The organism is Aliiglaciecola sp. 2_MG-2023, assembly GCF_030548145.1.
Lineage (GTDB): Bacteria > Pseudomonadota > Gammaproteobacteria > Enterobacterales > Alteromonadaceae > Aliiglaciecola > Aliiglaciecola lipolytica_A.
In genome coordinates, this window is the sequence record NZ_JAUORY010000015.1 from 59,458 (window position 1) to 80,276 (window position 20,819).

Here is a 20,819-nt window from a genome sequence, read left to right on the forward strand (position 1 = left end):
ATCGATCGTTATTCACTCATTTGAAGTCGAGCGACTGTGGATAACGGATTGAATTGTTTATTTAATTTATTTTGCATAAACACTTTTTATCCCGAGTTTAAGTTGAATAATTTCTCTACCAGCAGTTTACTACTTTATTACGCCAAATAATAACTGCTTAGATTAAACACACTATATTATTCAGGAACTATTCATGACAATAAAAACAATGCTATCACCAGTATTGATAGCCACGCTTGCCCTTATTGGCCTGCTTGTTTTCTTAAACTATCCAGGTTTTAGTGAGCAAGAAAAGACTGCTAGTAAAGGAAGAACGGCAACACCCGTGGCCTATTTTGAAGTTTTAAGAACAGATTTTCCTGTCATCGTTGAAGCATTGGGTACGGCCAGAGCAAATGAAGCGGTTTCGCTTACTCCGTTGGAGTCAGATGTTATCCAAGAACTGTACTTTGATGATGGCGATGTTGTTAAAAAAGGTCAGCTGTTAATGCGCATGAATGATAGAGAAGAGCAGGCTAGATTGAATGAGCTAAATATTAATTTACAAGAAGCTCAAAGACAGTTGAAACGAATAGTGAACCTGGCCAAAAGTAGTGTGGCTTCGCAGCAATTATTAGATGAACAGCAGGCCAAAGTAAACACCCTAATTGCTCAAATTGAAGTGGCCAATGCACAGCTATCTGAATTGACCTTAAAAGCACCCTTTGCCGGTAAGTTAGGTATTCGTATGGTGAGTGTCGGTGCCTACGTTACACCCAGTGATGTTATTACAACCTTGGATGATCTACGTAAAGTGAAAGTAGACTTTAATATCTCTGAAAGCCATTTACCGTCATTGTCTGAAGGACAACAGGTAAAGGCACTTTCAGTTGCTTATCCAAATGAAGTCTTTATTGGTGAAATTAGGAGTGTGAATTCACGAGTTGATGCTAATACGCGCTCAATTCAAGTTAGAGCACTAATTGACAATCCAGACTTAAAGTTACGTCCCGGAATGTTGTTACAAATAAATTTACAAAAACAAGTTTTAAAATCTATCGTGGTGCCTGAAAAAGCGATTATTCCCAACGAAGATAAACAGTTTGTGTTTGTCATCGAAGGCGATAAAGCCATATTAAAAGAAGTAAAAGTAGGCATGAGACGTCCTGGTCTTGTGCAGATTCTATCAGGTCTAGAGGAAGGTCAGAAAGTTGTCACTGAAGGTGCATTACGATTGGTTAATGGCTCCTCTGTTTCGCTTTTAGAACAAGCGACTTTGTAGGGGAATTACCATGCTTTTATCTGATATTTCTGTTAAACGTCCGGTCTTTGCGTCAGTTGTTAATTTACTATTAATTATTTTTGGCGTAGTTGCAATTAGCCTATTATCGTTGCGCGAGTTTCCGGATATTGATCCACCCATAGTTTCGATAAATACAAATTATCCTGGCGCATCTGCATCCATTGTCGAAACTCGAATTACGCAATTGCTGGAAGACCGTATTTCTGGAATTGAAGGTATTAAAAATATTACTTCAACCAGTCGTAATGGTCGTTCAGACATTAGTATTGAGTTTGATCTTTCTAGAGATATTGATGCCGCTTCCAATGATGTGCGTGAGCGAGTTAGCCGGGCGCTAAATAATCTACCTGATCAAGCTGATCCGCCGGAAGTGTCAAAATCAGATTCTGATGAAGATGTTGTGGTTTGGTATAACTTACGCAGCGATAACATGTCAGTAATGGAGTTAACTGATTACGCCGATCGATTCTTAGTGGATCGTTTGTCGGTGGTCAACGGGATTGCTCGGGTTCAATTAGGTGGTGGCCGCACCTATGCGATGAAAGTTTGGTTAGATCGAAACGCTATGGCTGCTCGAGAGATTACAGTTGCCGACGTAGAAAGAGTGATTCGCTCTGAAAATGTGGAGTTGCCTGCTGGTGAAATAGAGTCAAATGATCGAGACTTTGAAGTTCGTGTTGCCAGAAGCTTCCTAACCCCAGATGACTTTGCTGATTTAACCATAAAAGTGGGTGCTGGTGGCTATTTAGTCAAATTAAAAGAGATAGCGATTGTTGAACTAGCCGCTGAAGATGATGAATCCGAGTTTCGTGGTGATGGCGTCAACATGATTGGTATGGGGATTATCAAACAATCCAAAGCCAATACATTGGAAGTTGCCCGTGAAGCGCGAAAAGCAATTGATGAGATTTCGGAAAGCCTACCTGACAATATTTTTATTGTTCCAAGCTATGATTCTTCAGTATTTATCGATGAGTCAATTAACGAGGTTTACAATACCTTAGGGGTAGCAATGGCCTTAGTGGTCTTTGTTATTTATATCTTTTTAGGCAGTATTCGAGCGACTTTAATTCCGGCGGTCACAGTACCTGTTTCCCTAGTCGCTGCATTTATCGTGATGTATGCGTTGGGCTTTTCGATTAACTTACTGACGCTTTTGGCTATGGTCTTAGCCATCGGGTTGGTGGTAGATGACGCCATCGTGGTGATTGAAAATATTTATCGTCGCTTAGAAATGGGTGAACCGCCTTTGCTTGCAGCTTTTCGAGGAGCAAAAGAGGTAGGATTTGCGGTCATAGCAACCACATTGGTTTTGATTTCTGTGTTTGTGCCACTTGTTTTCTTAGAAGGAAATATAGGTCGTTTATTTACCGAGTTTGCTTTAGCAATCGCTGCTGCTGTGGCTTTTTCTAGCTTTACAGCCTTAACGCTATCTCCCATGTTATCTTCTAAATTGTTGAAACAAAGGTCTCGCAATTCAGGTTTCGGGAAATGGATGGACGATTCTTTTAAGAAAGTAGAAGGGGCTTATTATAATAGTTTAAACCGAACCCTACATCAGCCAATTTTGATTGTAATAATGTTGCTCGCTAGCGTAGTCGCTTTAGTGCAAATGAGCCAAAAAATCCCTAGCGAATTTGTACCTAAAGAAGACCGAGGAAACTTTTTCCTATCACTTCAAGGTGCTGAAGGTGCTAGCTTTGAAAGCAATTCAGTCAACTTAAAGAAGGTTGAAGATTTACTGTTGCCATATCTTGGTGAAGGTGAAATAGAACGAATTATTGTACGTACACCAGGTGGCGGTGGCTCTGCAGGCCGTGCTGTAATAGGTATGGTTCCGTTCGATGAAAGAGAGCGTTCTACTTTTGAGTTAATGGATGAATTGAGTGTTAAATTATCGCAAATTCCCGATGTTCGTGCTTTCGCAATAATGCGTCCAGGTATTGGTGGGCGAGGCTTAGGTCGTCCCGTACAGTTTGTATTGCAAGGCGATACATATGAAGATTTAGTTAAGTGGCGAAATACACTATTAGAAAAAGCGTCTGAGAATCCAAAATTGCTACGCTTAGATTCCGATTACAAAGAAACTCTGCCGCAAATATTGATTAACATTGATAGGCAACGAGCCGCGGATCTTGGCGTTTCAATATCAGATATCGGTAGTACTTTAGAGACCATGCTTGGACAGAGACGTGTGTCCACCTATTTGGATCGAGGGCAGGAGTATGACGTGATCCTTGAAGGACAAGAGGAAGATTACCGGAGTCCACAGAGCATAGAAAACTTGTACGTAAGGTCTGCTACTACCAATCAACTTATTCCAATGGATAACTTACTGACTTTCGAAGAACGAGCCACTTCGGCTCGACTAAATCGCTACAATCGTATGCGCAGTGTGACCATAAGTGCAAATTTAGCCAGTGATTACACTGTAGGAGAAGCGTTAGCCTACTTGGAAAACATTGTTGAAACTGAGTTACCCACAGGAGTTTCAATAGACTATAAAGGTGAGTCTCAACTTTATAAAGAAACTGGTAGTTCGATTATTTTTGTGTTTCTTTTGGCACTGGCAATTACTTATTTAGTATTGGCAGCTCAATTTGAAAGCTGGATCCATCCGTTGGTTATTATGTTAACTGTTCCATTGGCCTTGTTAGGTGCGTTCATTGGGCTCTATGTTTCAGGTGCCAGTTTAAATATCTACAGCCAAATAGGGCTAGTGATGTTGATTGGGCTGGCGGCCAAAAATGGTATTTTGATAGTGGAATTTGCCAATCAATTACGTGATGCTGGAATCGAGTTTGAAGCGGCCTTAAAACGAGCCGCAACTCAACGTCTACGACCGATAGTGATGACCGGTTTTACCACTGTTTTCAGCTCACTTCCTTTAGTGGTTGCGACAGGCCCAGGTTCTGAGAGTAGGGCAGTGATTGGTATCGTCATCTTTTACGGTGTTTTGTTATCAGCTTTGATGACGCTTTACGTTGTACCAATTGCTTATTATTGGTTAGCTAGACACACAGGCTCTCCAGAGCAAATTGCTCACGAACTTGAAGAACTAGATGAAAAAATACCTTATACAAAAGGTGACGCAATTTAGTTTGAAATTAGTCTACTAATTCATTTGAGGTTAGACTGTAAAACATTGTTGATAGTGTTTAAGAGCTCAAATGATTATACGGATATGTTTATTAACGCTTTACGGGTTTTGTTCTGCGGTTTTGGCCGCCGAACAAAACCTGTTAGATAGTGCTGAACAAGCAATTCTTTATGTTGTTGGCGACGATGTTCAGAAGCAACCGTATGAGGATCTCGATTTACAGGCATTAGAAGACGCTGCCGACATACTCAGCAGAACAATTGAGTATTATGATTTGCCACTCGAACGAAACCTTTTTGTTCATCAGGTTTTCATTAAAGCTCTCACAATATTAAACTTTGCAAGAATTGAATTGGACCAAAATGTTCATATTGAACAGTTAGAACGTGGTCTGAAAAAAGTGGACGAACTGCTTGAACACAATCCTAATATTTCGGATTTTGGAGATTTGCTGTTTGAGTCTGGTCACATTGCACGATTTCTATTAGAAGCTCCCCGTTTAGGTTATCAGTATTGGCATTTGTGTGCTAAACACGCCCATGCTGGCTGCATGAATATTCTTGCTTTTAACTACTTTTCCGGCGGTTACGGAATTCGGCAGGACATAGAAAAGTCATACTATTGGCATAATCAAACCTATCTAACTGGGACTCGCTTTCATTGTGCAGGTGTTTATTCTGCAAGGATAGCCAGAGAGATATTATTTTTATTTCCAGAAGTAAGTGACGACAAAAAGTGGCAGGATTGGAGTCCTGAAATTGACGAGCTGATTCGACAGTTAGAAGAGAATGACGAAGCTAATATTGCAAATATGTGTGGCAAAGGTCAGAGTCTTTTAAAACAGTATCTATATGAGTTAACGGATAATAATAAACCCAATGTTGCATTGCTAGAGCACGCGAAAAACATAATTAAATCAGCTCAAACAAGTGAAAATGAAGGTGAACTGATTGAATCATTTGAAATCATTGGACGGGCAGATTTTTTTGATAAATCTCTAAATTTGCTTCAAAAAATTGAAGATCCTTTCGCTAAATGCAATATTGCTTTTAACCATATTCTGTATTCACAAGCACTAAAAGCAACACAACATTCTGACGCTGTTTTTTCCATAATGTCTGCACTGGATTCGGAAATTTGCAAGCAAAATATTACTAGCATTGAATTGATGCGAACTAAAGGTACTTGGTAAAGATGGTGGTTTTGTTTGTTCACGGCATGGGGCGCACGCCAATATCGGCAACTCCTATGTTATGGCGATTGCGTAGACATGGTCACTCGGTTGATGTGGTGGGCTATTTTACAGGCACTGAAACTTTCACTGAGATTGTAAATAGGGTCGGTTTAAAAATTCAAGAAGTGGCGGAGAAAGGAGAATATGTCTTAATTGGGCATTCTCTGGGTGGTTTAATGCTAAGAGCAGCGTTACAAAACATGCCGCTTACCGTCAAATTGCCTAAACATTTATTTCTGTTAGGCTCGCCGGTGACGCCAGCACGATTAGCTCAAAAGAGTCAGCATGAACTGGGATTTCAATTAGTCTCAGGGGATTGTGGACAACTATTGGCTAGCCCAACGAGGTTGTCAAAAATTAGTATGCCAGACGTGCCTACAACGGCCATTGTTGGTACCCGCAGTTTTCCACTGACCAAAAAGTACTTTCTTGACGAAGAAAATGACGGCGTAGTATCGGTAAATGAATGTGCCCACCAAGATATTCATGAAGTCATTAAAGTTGCTGTAGTGCATACCTTTTTGCCCAGCAGTCGAAAAGTCAGCAGGATTATTTTGGATAAAATAAATTCGATTCAATCCAGTTTATTGGCCTTGTAGCATGGTCTTTAGGCCATGGCATTGGTTGGCTTTTTGCGGGGCTAAAGCACCCACCTACAGGTCATGGAACCCCGAATCCAAAAGGAGATGTAGCATGGTCTTTAGGCCATGGCATTGGTTGGCTTTTTGCGGGGCTAAAGCACCCGCCTACAGGTCATAGAACCCCGAATCCAAAAGGAGATGTAGCATGGTCTTCAGGCCATGGCATTGGTTGAGCTTTTCGCGGGGCTAAAGCATCCACCTACAGGTCATGGAACCCCGAATCCAAAGTAGCATGGTCTTTAGGCCATGGCATTGGTTGAGCTTTTCGCGGGGCTAAAGCACCCGCCTACAGGCCAAGGAACCCCGAATCCAAAGTAGCATGGTCTTCAGGCCATGGCATTGGTTTGCTTTTCGCGGCGCTAAAGCACCCGCCTACAGGTCTGGGCATCCTGAATCCAAAGTAGCATGGTCTTTAGGCCATGGCATTGGTTGGCTTTTTGCGGGGCTAAAGCACCCGCCTACAGGCTATGGTATTTGTTGTGCTTTTCGCGGGCTAAATCATCCTGCTACACCAAGAGTGAACACAAACAAAAAAGCCGCTATTAAGAGGCTTTTTAAAGGTTTGTATCTATGCAACCAATTACTCGTCCAAGAAGCTGCGTAATTGTTCAGAGCGGCTTGGGTGACGTAATTTACGTAATGCCTTAGCTTCGATCTGACGAATACGTTCACGGGTAACGTCAAACTGCTTACCTACTTCTTCCAAAGTGTGGTCAGTGTTCATATCGATACCAAAACGCATACGTAATACTTTTGCTTCTCTAGCGGTTAGCCCTGCAAGTACTTCTTGAGTCGCGTCTTTAAGACTGCCGCCAGTGGCAGAGTCGAGAGGCTGTACAATAGTACTATCTTCAATAAAGTCACCTAAGTGCGAATCTTCATCATCACCGATAGGCGTTTCCATGGAGATTGGCTCTTTAGCAATTTTAAGTACCTTACGAATTTTGTCTTCAGGCATGATCATGCGTTCTGACAACTCTTCAGGTGTTGGCTCTCTACCCATTTCTTGTAGCATTTGACGAGAAATACGATTCAATTTATTGATCGTTTCAATCATATGTACCGGAATACGAATAGTTCTAGCTTGGTCAGCAATTGAACGTGTAATTGCTTGTCGAATCCACCATGTCGCATAAGTTGAGAACTTATAACCACGACGGTATTCAAACTTATCAACCGCTTTCATCAAACCAATATTACCTTCTTGGATAAGATCCAAGAATTGTAGTCCACGGTTTGTGTACTTTTTAGCAATGGAGATAACCAAACGTAAGTTAGCTTCAACCATTTCTTTCTTAGCTCTGCGAGCTTTCGCTTCGCCAATCGACATACGACGGTTGATGTCTTTGATATCAGCAATGATAAGCCCAGTTTCTTCTTCAACTTGGTTCATCTTGCTGATAGCGCGTTCTAATTCTTCTTTAACTTCAAGTAGTGCAGGAACATAACTAGCACCACTTTCAAGCACTGTTACCAACCAATCAGTGGTGGTTTCATTGCCTGCAAATGCCTTGATAAAGTCTTTCTTAGGCATTTTTGCGTTTACAACGCAGTGTTTCATTACAATTCGTTCTTGCACGCGCACTCTATTCATCATGCCGCGCATGTTTTTAACCATGCGATCGAATTGTTTTGGTATTAATCTGAACTCTTTAAAGACTTCACTTAGTTCATTAATTTGTTTTCTAGCGTCTTTGTGTGAACGGCCCTTGAGAGCGATTACATCGCGGGCTTTAATGTACTGCTTACGCAACTCATCAAATTTTTCTCTAGCCAGTTCAGGATCAGGACCAGTATCTTCTTCTTCCTCGTCCTCATCATCTTCGTCGTCATCTTCGTCATCCAGTTCTTCTTCAGATAACTCAGAACCAACGTGGGTTGCGGTAGGAGCAACATCGGTTTCATTAGGATCGACAAAACCAATAATAATGTCACTAAGACGAATTTCTTCAGCTTCGAATTGGTCCCATTGGTCAAGCAAATAAGTAATTGCCTCTGGGTATTCTGCAACTGAGCATTGAACTTGGTTAATGCCATCTTCAATTCGCTTGGCAATTTCGATCTCGCCTTCACGGGTCAGAAGTTCAACCGTACCCATCTCACGCATGTACATACGGACAGGGTCAGTTGTGCGACCAATTTCACTCTCAACCGTAGCTAGCGCTTGAGCCGCTGCTTCAGCCACTTCTTCATCGGCTGTCGTTTCTTGCATTAACAATTCGTCAGAATCGGGAGCTGATTCGAATACCTGAATACCCATATCATTGATCATTCGAATAATGTCTTCGATTTGATCAGAGTCGACAATGTCTTGGGGAAGGTGATCGTTTACTTCAGCAAAAGTTAAATAACCTTGCTCTTTTCCTTTTACAATAAGGAGTTTTATCTGAGACTGCTTGCTTTGCGCCATATAACCTACGTTTCTCAAAATCAGTTGAAAGTGTACCTGGAACTGCCCAATCTAAATTGTCAAATCCAGATAAAATCTGCGTGCACCGAGGCGTTTGCGAATTAGCCAGTATAGCAGAAAACCCGTTAGTCAGGCCAGTTAATTAAGCCATTTTCCGGTATTTTATCGTTAAACCTCACAGTTTCTCTTATGTATGGGTGAATAGTTTTTATTCAAGTGCCATTTGAATAAAACATGCGCATAAACAGCGTGTTAAATATTTACCATAAGACAAGGTTGTACAATTTTTATTCGGCACTATAAGTCGCTTTTGTTTGGGTCAGCAATTTTACTTCTTGCATTTCTTCTTTGGTCATCGCTGAACCTTTGGCCATAAGTTGTTGATAGCGAGCTTTAAGCTGTTGTTCAATCAATCGATTAAAACTGTCGACGTAAAGCTTGTCTGGGCGTTTGTCGTCAGCGTCATGGTCAATTTGCAGTAGTTGTTGCAAAAACTTCGCTTCTGGATCACCTCTGAAGTGTTCCAATACATGGCCCGTATTGATCGCTGATTGAGACGCACAAAACGCCTGCATTTTTATCAACACATGCAAACCTTTTATAAAGTCAGGATTTAATGCAGCCGGTTGGATATCTGGGTGTTGTCTGGCTAAATTAGGGTGCAACAATAACAGCCGCAATAATTTTCTAACCGGCGACATGTTATTTTTATTGGGTAATTGGTAGTCGAGCTTTTGCGCTTTGCCTACTCGATTTGCTTGTTTAATATCTTCTAAAATATCGGCTTTGTAGCTGTCACCTTTGATCTTTTTACGTAACTCTTCTTTCAATAGAACCACAAGATTTTCAGCATTGATTTGCTCAATATATTCATTCGCGGCTTTGGTTAACGCAGCTTTTCCTTCGCTACTGCCGACGTTGAATTGCTGAATGAGGTTTTCAAAAAAGAATTGAGACAAAGGTACTGACTTCTCTCTTAAAAGCGTTTCGAATTGTTCTTTTCCGGTTTGTCGCACTAGGGTATCTGGATCTTCGCCATCGGGCAGAAACAAAAACTTCATTTCCACGCCATCTTTAAGTTGCGGCAGGGCATTTTCTAAAGCACGCCATGCTGCTTCACGACCGGCACGATCGCCGTCGTAGCAACAAATTATCTCTGGTGCAGCGCGAAATAGCATTTGTATATGCTCTGGGGTCGTGGAGGTGCCCAATGAAGCTACCGCGTAGTCGATACCAAATTGCGCTAACGCTACTACGTCCATGTAACCTTCAACAATCATTAAACGTTCAAGTTTTCGGTTAGCTTGCTTGGCTTGGTAAAAGCCGTATAACTCATGTCCTTTATGAAAAATGCGAGTTTCTGGCGAGTTTAAATACTTGGGGCCGCCATCTTCAAGTACGCGACCACCAAAGCCAATTATTCGGCCTCGTTTATCGCGGATCGGGAACATGATCCTATCTCTGAAAAAGTCATAACGACGGCGATTATCATTTTCTGTGATCAATTTTAAATCAAGCAGTTGCTGTTGTTTTTCTGGCGTAGTGCCAAACTGTTTATAAATTCCATCCCATTCAGGCGGAGCATAGCCTATGCCAAATGCTTTGACTATTTCACCACTGAGTCCACGTTGCTTTAAATACTCAATCGGCTTGTTTTTTTGCTCGTGCTGCTTGAGTTGATGTTCAAAAAATCGAGAGGCTTGTTCCATCAATTGGTAATCATCAGCAATTTGCGCTTTTTGCTGTGGCGTGGGCCCGGGTTTGGCACCTTGCTCTCGCGGAACTTCTAAACTATGAAATCTGGCTAGCTCTTCTACTGCTTCTGGAAATTCTAGACGGTCGTATTCAATGATAAACGAAATCGCATTGCCATGAGCGCCACAACCAAAACAGTGATAAAACTGTTTGTCTTGGCTAACGGTAAATGAAGGACTTTTCTCACTATGGAAAGGACAGCAAGCTTGGTAATTTTTACCTGCTTTTTTTAATTTAACGCGACTATCGACTAATTCGACTATATCAGTACGAGCAATCAGATCATCGATAAAATCTTTTGGAATTCGTCCAGCCATGAATAGGATTCAAACTTGTAAAAAAGGGGTTAAACAATCATTACTTTATCAGTAAGGGGCAGAAACAAACAAGCCGCAATTTTGCAATTGCGGCTTGGGAATAGTTTTGCGAGTGGCTTAAGGTAATCAGGCAAGCTTAGCTTTAATTTGACCACTTAATTTGCCCATATCAGCACGGCCTTGGACTTTTGGTTTTAACCAGCCCATAACCTTACCCATATCCTGCATCCCCGCAGCCTGAGTGTCTTGCATCGCTTGTTGAATCAAATCATCTAATTCCTGTTCCGTTAACGGTTGAGGTAAAAATGATTGAATAACTTCGATTTCTGCTTTTTCGGTATCCGCCAAATCTTGACGACCCGCATCTTCAAATTGGTTAGCAGCATCTTTACGCTGTTTTACCATCTTGGTTAGCAGTACAATAACATCAGTATCAGTTAACTCAATTCTCTCGTCTACTTCACGCTGCTTAACCGCTGCAAGTGCCATACGTATTGTGCCAAGACGAAGTTTGTCTTTAGCGCGCATTGCATCTTTCATTGCTTGATTTAGTTGTTCAAGAAGGGTCATCTGAAAACTCTAAAACGTAAAACTATTTAGACAGCTTGGCGCTTGAAACTAGGTATTTAAAAAAATTCAAATACCCTTTAAATTTCAAGCAACAGAAGCGAGATATTAGTATAACTTGATGCGACGTGCGTTTTCGCGAGCTAACTTTTTCAAGTGACGCTTTTTAGCAGCTGCTTTCTTACGCTTACGTTCCCAAGTCGGCTTTTCAAAAAATTCGCGACGACGAACTTCTGAAAGAACACCTGCTTTTTCACATGAACGCTTGAAACGACGCAGTGCTACGTCAAATGGTTCGTTCTCTCTTACTTTAACGATTGGCATTAAAATCTCACCTCAAAATATTAAATCTGGTTACCAGCCCAAAAAATAGCCGGTGCGGTCAAAAATGGTGCGGAATTTTAATCATTCGCTGAGCGCTTGTAAAGGGAAGATTGAATATTATTTTACTTTTGCAGTAAGTTTTTTGCTTTTTATTGTTTAAATTAGCAGAACTATAGCGTCTTCGGTGGTGCAAAGGTAAACTTCGAGCAATTTTGATGCAGAGTATAATTGAATATGCGAATTTTAGGAATTGAAACTTCCTGTGATGAAACTGGCGTGGCCATATTGGATGATCAGTTAGGGCTGCTTTCCCATGAATTATATAGCCAGGTAAAGCTGCACGCTGATTATGGTGGTGTTGTGCCAGAGTTGGCATCTCGGGACCACATAAGGAAAATCGTTCCATTAATTAAAAAGGCGTTGTCGGATGCAAATACGACCGCGCAACAGATTGATGGTATTGCATATACTCAAGGCCCTGGATTAATTGGTGCTTTGCTAGTTGGGGCATCTGTTGGCAGAAGTTTAGCCTTTGCTTGGGACGTACCGGCTGTTGGAGTCCATCATATGGAAGGCCATTTGTTGGCACCTATGCTTGATGATCCCAAACCGGAGTTTCCGTTTGTTGCTTTGTTGGTGTCTGGCGGACACACAATGATGGTCAAAGTTGAGGGTATTGGGCAATACGAAGTCTTGGGAGAATCAGTGGACGATGCTGCAGGTGAAGCATTTGATAAAACCGCAAAAATGATGGGGCTCGATTACCCCGGAGGTCCTTTGTTGGCTAAGTTGGCTGAAAGCGGTACACCGGGACGATTCCAATTCCCGCGACCCATGACCTCTAAACCAGGGTTGGATTTTAGCTTTAGCGGCTTAAAAACTGCAGCCGCCAACACGATTCGTTCAGAAACCTTAGATGCGCAAACTAAAGCCGATATCGCCTATGCATTCCAAGAAGCAGTAGTGGATACACTGGCAATTAAATGTAGGCGAGCCCTCAAACAAACAAAATTAAAGCGCTTAGTGATTGCCGGCGGAGTCAGTGCCAACACTATGCTCAGAGAACAGCTCGAAGGGTTGATGAAAAAGATTAATGGTAAGGTGTATTACCCGCGCTTAGAATTTTGTACAGATAACGGCGCTATGATTGCCTACGCCGGTTTACAGCGTCTTAAGGCCGGTCAAGTAGAATCGCTCAATAGTAAAGCCAAACCTCGCTGGTCTTTAGATACGTTGCCTGCAATATAACTTTATATTCAGTTTTTTTGGGAAAATATTGTAATTTGTTTTTGTACAATTCTACTGATGTTCTTAACCTAAGACTAAATGCTCATTTTGATGAGGGTTGGATTGCTAAGAGTTTATAGAAAAAAATAAGGTAGTTAATTTTCCAAAAGCCATTTTTATTTAGATGGCTTTTTAAATCCCCGCGCTTTGCCTTTTTCCCAAATCTTACTTTCCTGACCACGAAACAACCTTATTAGGTTATCTTTGTGACGCAAGATAATAAGTACTGCAAGCATGCTAACGGGCAAGGTATATTCAGGTTTTACGAAGTAGGTAATAATTGGCGATAACGCCACTGCTGATATGGCGGCTAACGAAGAGTATCCAGTGGCGAATACCACCAAACCCCAACACGCTATTAGAGCGCCGGCTAATTCTACGCCAATGGGTAACATTGCGCCAAATGCAGTAGCCACTGCTTTTCCGCCTTTGAAGCTGAAAAATAATGGGAAAATGTGCCCTAAGCATGCTGCTATAGCCACAAACCCAAGGATTAAAGGTGAGAATCCGAGGTAATAGCTAAACCAAACTGGAATTGTTCCTTTTAAAACATCAAACAACAGCACCAAAATTGCGGGTAGTCTGCCGCCTAAACGTAAAATATTGGTCGCGCCAGGGTTGCCTGAGCCGTGCAATCTAGGATTAGGTAAATAAAACAAGCTACTTACCAGCATTGCACTGGATATAGATCCGGCTAAATAGGCTGAAGTGATCATCAATATTGTTAGTGCTGTCATATACTTGGTCTTCCTAACAAGTTAAACTCTCGAACCAGTAAACCGGATAAAGTGATTTTGCGTTAACTTCTCATATGCGCTGTCACTTTACTGCATTTAGATATTATAACTGCGCGGATCTGTCATGGACAAAATTATTATACAAGGCTTGGAAGTCAAGTCACTAATCGGTGTTTACGATTGGGAAAGAGAGGCAAAACAAGCGCTGTTGATTGATATCGAACTGAGTTTAGATCTTAGTGCCGCTGCAAAGTCGGATGATGTTAAAAACACTATTGATTATGCCGCTTTAGCATTAGCTGTTGAAGAAATCGCCAATAACAGTGAATTCCAGTTGTTAGAAGCGTTAGCTGAGCATGTGATTCATCATACTTTGAGTTATCGCGGTGTTGAAAGTGCTAGAGTGTCGGTGACTAAACCTAATATATTGCCAAATGCTAAAGCAGTGACAGTACAACTTTATCGGGAACACGCATAAGTAATGTTACATCAAATTTATATTAGCATTGGCAGCAATGTTGAGCGGGATAAGTATACACGTGCCGGATTAAATGGTTTATTTGCTGAGTTTGGTGAACTAACCCTATCTAATGTGTATGAGAGCGAAGCTGTTGGTTTTAGTGGGTCACACTTTTATAATATGGTGGTTGGCGCTAAAACGTGCAAATCAGTACAGCAAGTATGCGAAATCCTTAAATCCATAGAAAATGATAATGGTCGAGTGCGTGGTGAAAAGAAATTCGCGCCAAGAACACTGGATCTGGATTTGCTGTTGTTTGACGATGTGGTAACCGAAGATGGCGTTGTATTGCCGCGCCACGAAATTGATTACAATGCCTTTGTACTAATACCGTTAAGTGAAATAGCTGGAGATGTCATTCATCCAGTACACCAAATAAGTATTGCCGCAATGTTGGCTAACTATGACCAAAGCCAACAAAAATTATGGACGATTGAATTTAACTGGAGCCCCGCGACACTATGACTTTGTTCGAAATTATAATATTAGCCATCATTCAGGGCATTACCGAATTCCTACCTATCTCAAGTTCTGCACATTTAATTCTTCCATCTGAATTACTCGGTTGGCAAAATCAAGGCTTGGCCTTCGACGTGGCAGTCCATGTGGGCAGCTTACTTGCCGTTATGATTTATTTTCGAGCGGACATTGCACGGATGTTGGTAGCTTGGGTGCAATCGGGTTTTAGTAAGCAGCAGACCGATGATAGTAAATTAGCATGGTGGGTTATTTTGGCGACAATTCCAGCTGTGGTTATTGGTTTCTTGGCTAAAGATTTTATTGAAGAATATGCCCGCTCAGCATTGGTTATTGCCTGCACAACCATAGTCTTTGGTTTGGTACTTTGGTATGCCGACGTCACTGGCAAACTAACTAAAAACATTTATCAACTAACATGGAAAAATGCACTTTTTATCGGTTTAGCGCAAGCGATTGCGTTAATTCCTGGTACATCCCGTTCAGGTATTACAATGACCGCTGGGTTAATGTTGGGAATGAATCGAGAAAGCGCTGCACGTTTTTCTTTTTTACTATCGATACCGGTTATCCTCGGGGCTGGGTTGTTAGCAACTTTAGACCTATTACAAGCAGATACTTCGGTTGACTGGGAAGCATTATTTTACGGTATTGGTCTGTCTTTCATTAGCGCTTATGCTTGTATCTTTTTGTTCCTTTCTTGGATATCAAAAATTGGTATGTTGCCGTTTGTCATATATCGATTAGTGCTTGGCGTAATTTTGTTAGGCTTTGTTTTTTGGTAAACCTAGTTGTTCGGTTTATCCGTTTATTGTTAAAACGTAATTAATGAGGAGCTAGATTGTGTCTGAAACTATTTTTACAAAAATAATTAACCGTGAAATACCTGCAGAGATTATTTTCGAAAATGATCAGGTACTTGCCTTCAAAGATATTAATCCACAAGCTCCTGTGCATTTTCTTGTTATTCCTAAGAAGGCAATAGCCACTATCAATGACATTCAAGCTGAAGATGCAGAGATTGTTGGTCAACTCTACTTAGCGGCTGCTCACATAGCTAAAGAGCAAGGTTTTGCTGAAAGTGGTTATCGCGCTGTGATGAATTGTAATACAGATGGTGGGCAGACAGTTTACCATATTCACTTGCACGTTTTAGCTGGAAAACCTATGGGGTGGCCGCCTTATCAAGATACCTTAAAGCAGCAATTACCTTAATCGATTAGCGGTAAAGCGCGTCCTTTTAAATATTGCTTGAGCATTGATGTTTCCAAGGGTTTAGCGAAATAAAACCCTTGGAGATGATTTACACCTGCTTTTCTGAGGATCTCTGCTTGTTGCAAGGTCTCAACCCCCTCAGCTACTACATCGTAACCAAACGCTTTCGCAATTTGCAGTACTGCATTCACAATTGGCATACCATTGGTGTCTAAACTGGCAACAAAAGCTTGGTCAATTTTAACCTTATCAGCGGATAGTTCTTGGATGACAGAAAGTGAAGAATATTCAGTCCCGAAGTCATCAATCGATACTTTGATTCCTCGGTTTTGAAGGCAAGCTATTTTGTCTAGTAAGGTTTCTTTGTCTGCAGCAAATACAGACTCAGTAATTTCAATGTGCAGAAACTTGGCGGGTAAGCCAGATTCAGATAACGCGTTATCTACAATCTCAATAAAATCATTGTCTTGTAATTGAATCACGCTGACATTTACAGCCACCGACAAGGCTTTTTGAGTTTGCCACGATTTAGCTTCTTTGCAGGCTTCACATAACACCCAAGCGCCAATTTTTCTGATTTGACCATATTGTTCAGCAATGGATATAAACTCATATGGCGGAATGTTTTCGTTTACCAGTTGCCACCGTAGCAGCGCCTCAAACGCAACAGGTTGGAATGTTTCGCTGTCGACAATGGGTTGAAATACCAGTCTGAGTTGTTGGTTCTCAATTGCTTCACTCAATGCATCTTTGAGGCGTTGTTCGCGGGCCAGCTGTTTACCAAGGTGCGCAGAAAATACTCCCGCGGTAGAGGGAAATGCTTTTTTCTGATAATACATTGCAGTATCGGCTAACTGGATAAGTACTTGTTCATTAGTCGCATGCTCTGGATACATGGCAATACCGATAGTGGCACTAATTGATAAGCGATTTTTAGAGAAAATATAAGGTGCCGAAATATGTTTTATCAGGTTATCCGCGATAACGATAGCTTCACTTTGATTGGTATTTTCTAATGCAATTAAAAACTCATCTCCTCCCCAACGACATATAAGTTGATGGTTTTTGTAGTTTTCTTTTAGACGGTCTGATGTCTGTTTAAGTACCATGTCGCCAGTTTCATGGCCAATAGTATCGTTGATTTTTTTGAAGCCATCCAAATCAATAAACAATAATGCCATCGGCTTTTCAGCTTTGATGCTACTTTTCAAATCTGCACGCAAGTGATTCAAAAAAGCACTGCGGTTAAACAGTCCAGTTAGTGGGTCAATGTTCGACAGCTCGTAAATCTGATGTGTCCGAGCTGTGACTTCGGCTTCCATATGTTCAACTAAGGTTGCATTGTCATTTTTCAATCGTATTGCGAGGGTCGTGAAATCCGCAGACTTATTCGCTGTAAGCAGCATTATAAAACCAAACGACAAGCCTAATATCCCCAAAATATATTCGTGAAATTGCGGTTCAAGTAGCAATGCAATGGAAAAAGGAATTAACAAAATAGCACTGTATAACATCGCTGTAGCTTTGCTACCGGCTAGCACAGTACTGGCTCCTCCAGCCATTGCTGAGACAATAATTATATTAAAGGCAAGCTCAATAGTATCTATATAGGGGAATAGTATGAGGCAGTAAACACACCACATGGTTGCAGTCGCTATAGTACCAACTGAAAATCGAAGAATTGATCGTTTGCCATCCATTTCTGGGGTTTTGTTTTTTTTAAGCCACAAGAATGTGTCAGCTAATCGAATTAGCAACAATCCAACCATCGAAACCCACCAATAGATTTTAAAGGTTTGGATTTCTGCATTGGTAAAACCGAAGACGAGAAGAGAAGATGCAACAAGACTAATAACAATGCCCGCATAACCATTGCTGTACAATATCTCAGCAGCATCCTGATGATGTTTTGATTGAAGTGCTAAGTGAGATTTAATCGTTTTGCCTCACAATTTGCAATAACGTTAAAGATTGTTGTGATTTATAATATTAGTTAATTAAATGCGATTCGCTAATTAACCTTAAGCGCGTAATTTAACTGCAAGCAACTCATTTAATCACGCTTTGTAGATATTGTGAACACCTACAAAGCGTTGTTAACTCAATTTTAGACTAAAGTTTAAGAACTTCTTTACCTTGTTTGAAAATGACGTCCACTGGAATATTCGCATCAGTCAATTTTTGCAAATCTTGGGCAAGGACTTCTTTAATGATTCCTTTTTCTGCTACCAATTGGCCAACACCTTGATAATCTCCATCACCTTGCAAGGTTAAGATAACTTCCGACAGCGCAGCTATAGCATCGCCCATCTTTTCCATATTGACTTGATAGAGACCATTTTCGTCTCGGCTAAAGGCACCTTTTTCTTGGAAAAAATTAAATCGAATCATGTTCGCTTTTCCATGAGCACTTGATGCACCAAATCGCACAGAACGGAAAATACCAGCCATAAAGGTGACGTAATAATCTTCAAGTTGGCCCTCGGTTATTGCACCTTTCTTAAGAAGTTGCTCAACCATATATAGACCTAGAATATCGGCTTTGCCTTCTTCTAAAGCTGAAGCATGCTCTTTCAACGCTCCGCGAACGGTTCCTTCACCATCAAGGGTGTTTTTAATACCGAGTCCGTGGGCAACTTCGTGGAACATAGTGTTGGCAAAGAACGCATTAAAGGTAATGTGCTTACGTTGTTCTGGTGTAATCAATAGTTCAGATATTGGCATTAGTATGTGATCAAACTTTGCGCGCATGGCATTTTTGAGCTGTAGCCTGCGTGTACCATTTTTAAGTTGTACTTCTTCATCATTAGGCAAATTAATTGCTATGGTTTTACTGCCAGCATTTGAATGTCCGGCATAGTAGATCACGTCATAAGCATTGAGATCTGCATTGCTGCCAGGCATTTCGGCTTTGTATTCATCTGCAACTGGAAGGCCTTTTTGAAGCTCAGGTAGATACGCCGCATATTTAGCTAAACGTTCGCTCCAACTGAGATCTTTTAATAAAACATAGGCTTCAAAGGCAGCTCGGTAGCCAAATAGTTGATCTTCATAGGTTTCGATTGGTCCAATAACTAGTTCTATTGGATTATCTTTCATTTGCATCCATGCAAAATCAGATGGCTGATAATTGTCGGTGACCAAAGCGTCGGCACGAATTTTTAAATAATTTGCAAAGGTTTGATTGTCAGCTAATTCTGATGCTTGAATTAATAGATCAGCGGCCGCTTCTAATTCATCAGCAAAATAATCTGCATAAGGTATTTCTATTAATTTACCGTTTTGATCCCGGGAAACCATAGAATACAGATTGTCTTTTTGTTTTATATCACTTGCTAAATACTCTTCTTTACTCATATCTTCAGGGTAAAATTGAGCTCCTAAAGGTTTCTCCTCGGTTTGAGTTAGAAATGGTTTATCACCGTTTAATCTATCCCAAGGCCCATAGTTGATGTCAGCAAATGCCCGCACTTTAGGGTCAGTCAACGAATCCAAAAACTCTTGCTTAGGTTGACCAAATGCCTGCATCCAAAACAGCTCGTCCATAATTTTGGACGCATCGATTAACAACGACAACATTTGCTTCTGATTATCACTATAAGCTGATAAATCTGCTGATAGTGCCACTGGGTAATAAATATCTAAGCGTTCCTCAGCTCCGGCAAGCAATTCAACTTTTTCAGTTTTAGCCGGCGTTTGTTGCTGAGATTTGGTGATTTCTTGCTGATTTGATGAATCTGAACAGGCGGCCATAAAAACCGCGGAAATAGTTAATACGAGAAGTTTTTTTCTAATCATTGCTCATCCTAATTTGTATTTTTTATTGAATGCATAAATAATTGAATTGCAAATTTAAATTGGTATGCGTAGCTTATAAGCTCTGTACATAATCAATTGCAGTATAAATTAGCTTTCGCTGCTTATTAAAAGCAATATAGGTTATAAGCCTTATAGTATCTTTAATTTTACCAATACAATAGAGATGAAGATACTCAACAGACTAATTATTGATACGACTGCCGTCATTTTAAATGTCGAGTAGGTTTCCGCTCAATTATATAGGAAGAAATATGTCCACAGAGAACGCGTTGCTAACTATTCTTGTTGAAAAAATTAAAAATGATACGATTGTTCTGCCAACACTTCCCGCCATCGCCTTGAAAGTTAGGCGCGCTGCAGATGACCCGAAAATTAATCTTAATTCCATGGGGGATATTATTGCTCAGGATCCCTCGTTAAGTGCTCGAATTATCAAAATTTCCAATAGCGCTTATTTAGGCAGAACAATTAAAGTGACTTCAGTTTCTCAAGCCGTAACGCGCATTGGACTTAGTCAAATCAAAAACATTTCAACTGCTTTAGCAATGGAACAACTATTTGTTTCTAAAAATGAATTGGTGAAAAGCTACATTGCGCAGATGTGGGACCAAACTATCGAAAGTCTGTCTTATGCAGTGGCTGCTTTACAGTTTTATTCAAAAAGTAAAAAACGTCATTTAAGCTTAGACACACTGACATTGGCATCGTTAATTCACAATATTGGTGTATTGCCGATTTTGACCGAAGCAGAACGTCATGAAGAAGTGTTTGCGAACCCTAAATTTTTAGATGCTGCGATTATCAAATTGTCCGGACACATCGGTGGTAAAATCATGCGTCAATGGGATTTTGATGAGCAGTTTGTCAAGATTGCAGAAAAGTGGCGAGATATGAGCTACCAAGAAGAAGAGGCCAGTTTCATTGATTTTGTTAGACTTGGAGCTGCGTTAAGTGGTGTGTTCGATAGCCAAAAAGATGCGGTTTTAAAAATATGTTTAGACAAGAAAATTATTGAAGATGTGAGCTTGTTGGAAAGTCCAGAGTTTATCGAGGCCCGTACCAGCGCAAAAGCCGTTTTTGCTTGATAATTAAATAACTTAAACGTTATAAATTTAATGCTGTATTAAGGAGTCC

Annotated in this window: 17 protein-coding genes; 10 read left to right on the top strand and 7 right to left on the bottom strand. The window is 40.8% G+C overall.

Annotation, left to right across the window (positions count from 1 at the left end; all coding sequences use genetic code 11):
* Window positions 1-193 precede the first annotated feature (193 nt).
* The 4 genes from Q4567_RS14905 to Q4567_RS14920 all read left to right on the top strand — a co-directional run bounded on the left by Q4567_RS14905 (window position 194) and on the right by Q4567_RS14920 (window position 6,215).
* Window positions 194-1,261, top strand: a complete 1,068-nt coding sequence (locus Q4567_RS14905; RefSeq protein ID WP_216047569.1) for an efflux RND transporter periplasmic adaptor subunit — start codon at window positions 194-196, stop codon at window positions 1,259-1,261.
* 10 nt (window positions 1,262-1,271) lie between these two features.
* Entirely contained in the window at window positions 1,272-4,382 is a 3,111-nt protein-coding gene (locus Q4567_RS14910; protein ID WP_216047568.1) for an efflux RND transporter permease subunit, read from the top strand.
* 70 nt (window positions 4,383-4,452) lie between these two features.
* Window positions 4,453-5,574, top strand: a complete 1,122-nt coding sequence (locus Q4567_RS14915; RefSeq protein ID WP_216047567.1) for a hypothetical protein — start codon at window positions 4,453-4,455, stop codon at window positions 5,572-5,574.
* Between the two features lie 2 nt (window positions 5,575-5,576).
* Window positions 5,577-6,215, top strand: coding sequence for a triacylglycerol lipase (locus Q4567_RS14920; RefSeq protein WP_216047566.1), 639 nt, complete (start codon window positions 5,577-5,579; stop codon window positions 6,213-6,215).
* A gap of 622 nt (window positions 6,216-6,837) precedes the next feature.
* Here the strand turns inward: Q4567_RS14920 and rpoD are convergent.
* From rpoD to rpsU, 4 genes are all read right to left on the bottom strand, one after another.
* The gene (gene rpoD, locus Q4567_RS14925) at window positions 6,838-8,667 is read right to left on the bottom strand and encodes an RNA polymerase sigma factor RpoD (RefSeq protein WP_216047565.1); all 1,830 of its coding nucleotides are present in this window, start codon (window positions 8,665-8,667) and stop codon (window positions 6,838-6,840) included.
* Window positions 8,668-8,954: 287 nt separating this feature from the next.
* Window positions 8,955-10,739 carry a DNA primase gene (gene dnaG, locus Q4567_RS14930; RefSeq protein WP_303500906.1) on the bottom strand — a complete coding sequence of 595 codons (1,785 nt, stop codon included), beginning with the start codon at window positions 10,737-10,739 and terminating at the stop codon, window positions 8,955-8,957.
* Between the two features lie 126 nt (window positions 10,740-10,865).
* Window positions 10,866-11,309 carry a GatB/YqeY domain-containing protein gene (locus Q4567_RS14935; RefSeq protein WP_216047563.1) on the bottom strand — a complete coding sequence of 148 codons (444 nt, stop codon included), beginning with the start codon at window positions 11,307-11,309 and terminating at the stop codon, window positions 10,866-10,868.
* Window positions 11,310-11,414: 105 nt separating this feature from the next.
* The gene (rpsU, locus tag Q4567_RS14940; RefSeq protein ID WP_008845199.1) at window positions 11,415-11,630 is read right to left on the bottom strand and encodes a 30S ribosomal protein S21; all 216 of its coding nucleotides are present in this window, start codon (window positions 11,628-11,630) and stop codon (window positions 11,415-11,417) included.
* A gap of 234 nt (window positions 11,631-11,864) precedes the next feature.
* Between rpsU and tsaD the strand changes: the two genes are divergently transcribed.
* Window positions 11,865-12,878 carry a tRNA (adenosine(37)-N6)-threonylcarbamoyltransferase complex transferase subunit TsaD gene (tsaD, locus tag Q4567_RS14945; RefSeq protein WP_216047617.1) on the top strand — a complete coding sequence of 338 codons (1,014 nt, stop codon included), beginning with the start codon at window positions 11,865-11,867 and terminating at the stop codon, window positions 12,876-12,878.
* Between the two features lie 155 nt (window positions 12,879-13,033).
* On the opposite strand, the gene plsY is transcribed toward tsaD, so the two are convergent.
* On the bottom strand, window positions 13,034-13,654 hold the full coding sequence (plsY, locus tag Q4567_RS14950) for a glycerol-3-phosphate 1-O-acyltransferase PlsY (protein WP_216047562.1): 621 nt from the start codon (window positions 13,652-13,654) through the stop codon (window positions 13,034-13,036).
* Between the two features lie 124 nt (window positions 13,655-13,778).
* Between plsY and folB the strand changes: the two genes are divergently transcribed.
* From folB to Q4567_RS14970, 4 genes are read left to right on the top strand one after another with little or no spacing between them, the layout of a single operon-like run.
* The gene (folB, locus tag Q4567_RS14955) at window positions 13,779-14,132 is read left to right on the top strand and encodes a dihydroneopterin aldolase (protein WP_216047561.1); all 354 of its coding nucleotides are present in this window, start codon (window positions 13,779-13,781) and stop codon (window positions 14,130-14,132) included.
* Window positions 14,133-14,135: 3 nt separating this feature from the next.
* A complete protein-coding gene (folK, locus tag Q4567_RS14960; RefSeq protein ID WP_216047560.1) occupies window positions 14,136-14,639 on the top strand; it encodes a 2-amino-4-hydroxy-6-hydroxymethyldihydropteridine diphosphokinase in 504 nt (167 codons plus the stop codon).
* Entirely contained in the window at window positions 14,636-15,436 is an 801-nt protein-coding gene (locus tag Q4567_RS14965; RefSeq protein WP_216047559.1) for an undecaprenyl-diphosphate phosphatase, read from the top strand. The genes folK and Q4567_RS14965 overlap by 4 nt, the downstream gene beginning before the upstream one ends.
* A gap of 58 nt (window positions 15,437-15,494) precedes the next feature.
* Complete coding sequence (locus Q4567_RS14970; RefSeq protein WP_216047558.1) at window positions 15,495-15,866, top strand: histidine triad nucleotide-binding protein; 372 nt, start codon at window positions 15,495-15,497, stop codon at window positions 15,864-15,866.
* Here the strand turns inward: Q4567_RS14970 and Q4567_RS14975 are convergent.
* Together Q4567_RS14975 and Q4567_RS14980 are read right to left on the bottom strand one after the other, a co-directional pair.
* Window positions 15,863-17,749: a bifunctional diguanylate cyclase/phosphodiesterase gene (locus tag Q4567_RS14975; protein WP_303500909.1), complete on the bottom strand. Its 1,887-nt coding sequence runs from the start codon at window positions 17,747-17,749 to the stop codon at window positions 15,863-15,865. The genes Q4567_RS14970 and Q4567_RS14975 overlap by 4 nt on opposite strands.
* Before the next feature lie 229 nt (window positions 17,750-17,978).
* Window positions 17,979-19,664 carry a Zn-dependent hydrolase gene (locus tag Q4567_RS14980; RefSeq protein ID WP_303500911.1) on the bottom strand — a complete coding sequence of 562 codons (1,686 nt, stop codon included), beginning with the start codon at window positions 19,662-19,664 and terminating at the stop codon, window positions 17,979-17,981.
* Window positions 19,665-19,936: 272 nt separating this feature from the next.
* Here Q4567_RS14980 and Q4567_RS14985 point away from each other — a divergent pair, with 272 nt between their 5' ends.
* Complete coding sequence (locus Q4567_RS14985; RefSeq protein ID WP_216047556.1) at window positions 19,937-20,770, top strand: HDOD domain-containing protein; 834 nt, start codon at window positions 19,937-19,939, stop codon at window positions 20,768-20,770.
* Window positions 20,771-20,819: the final 49 nt, after the last annotated feature.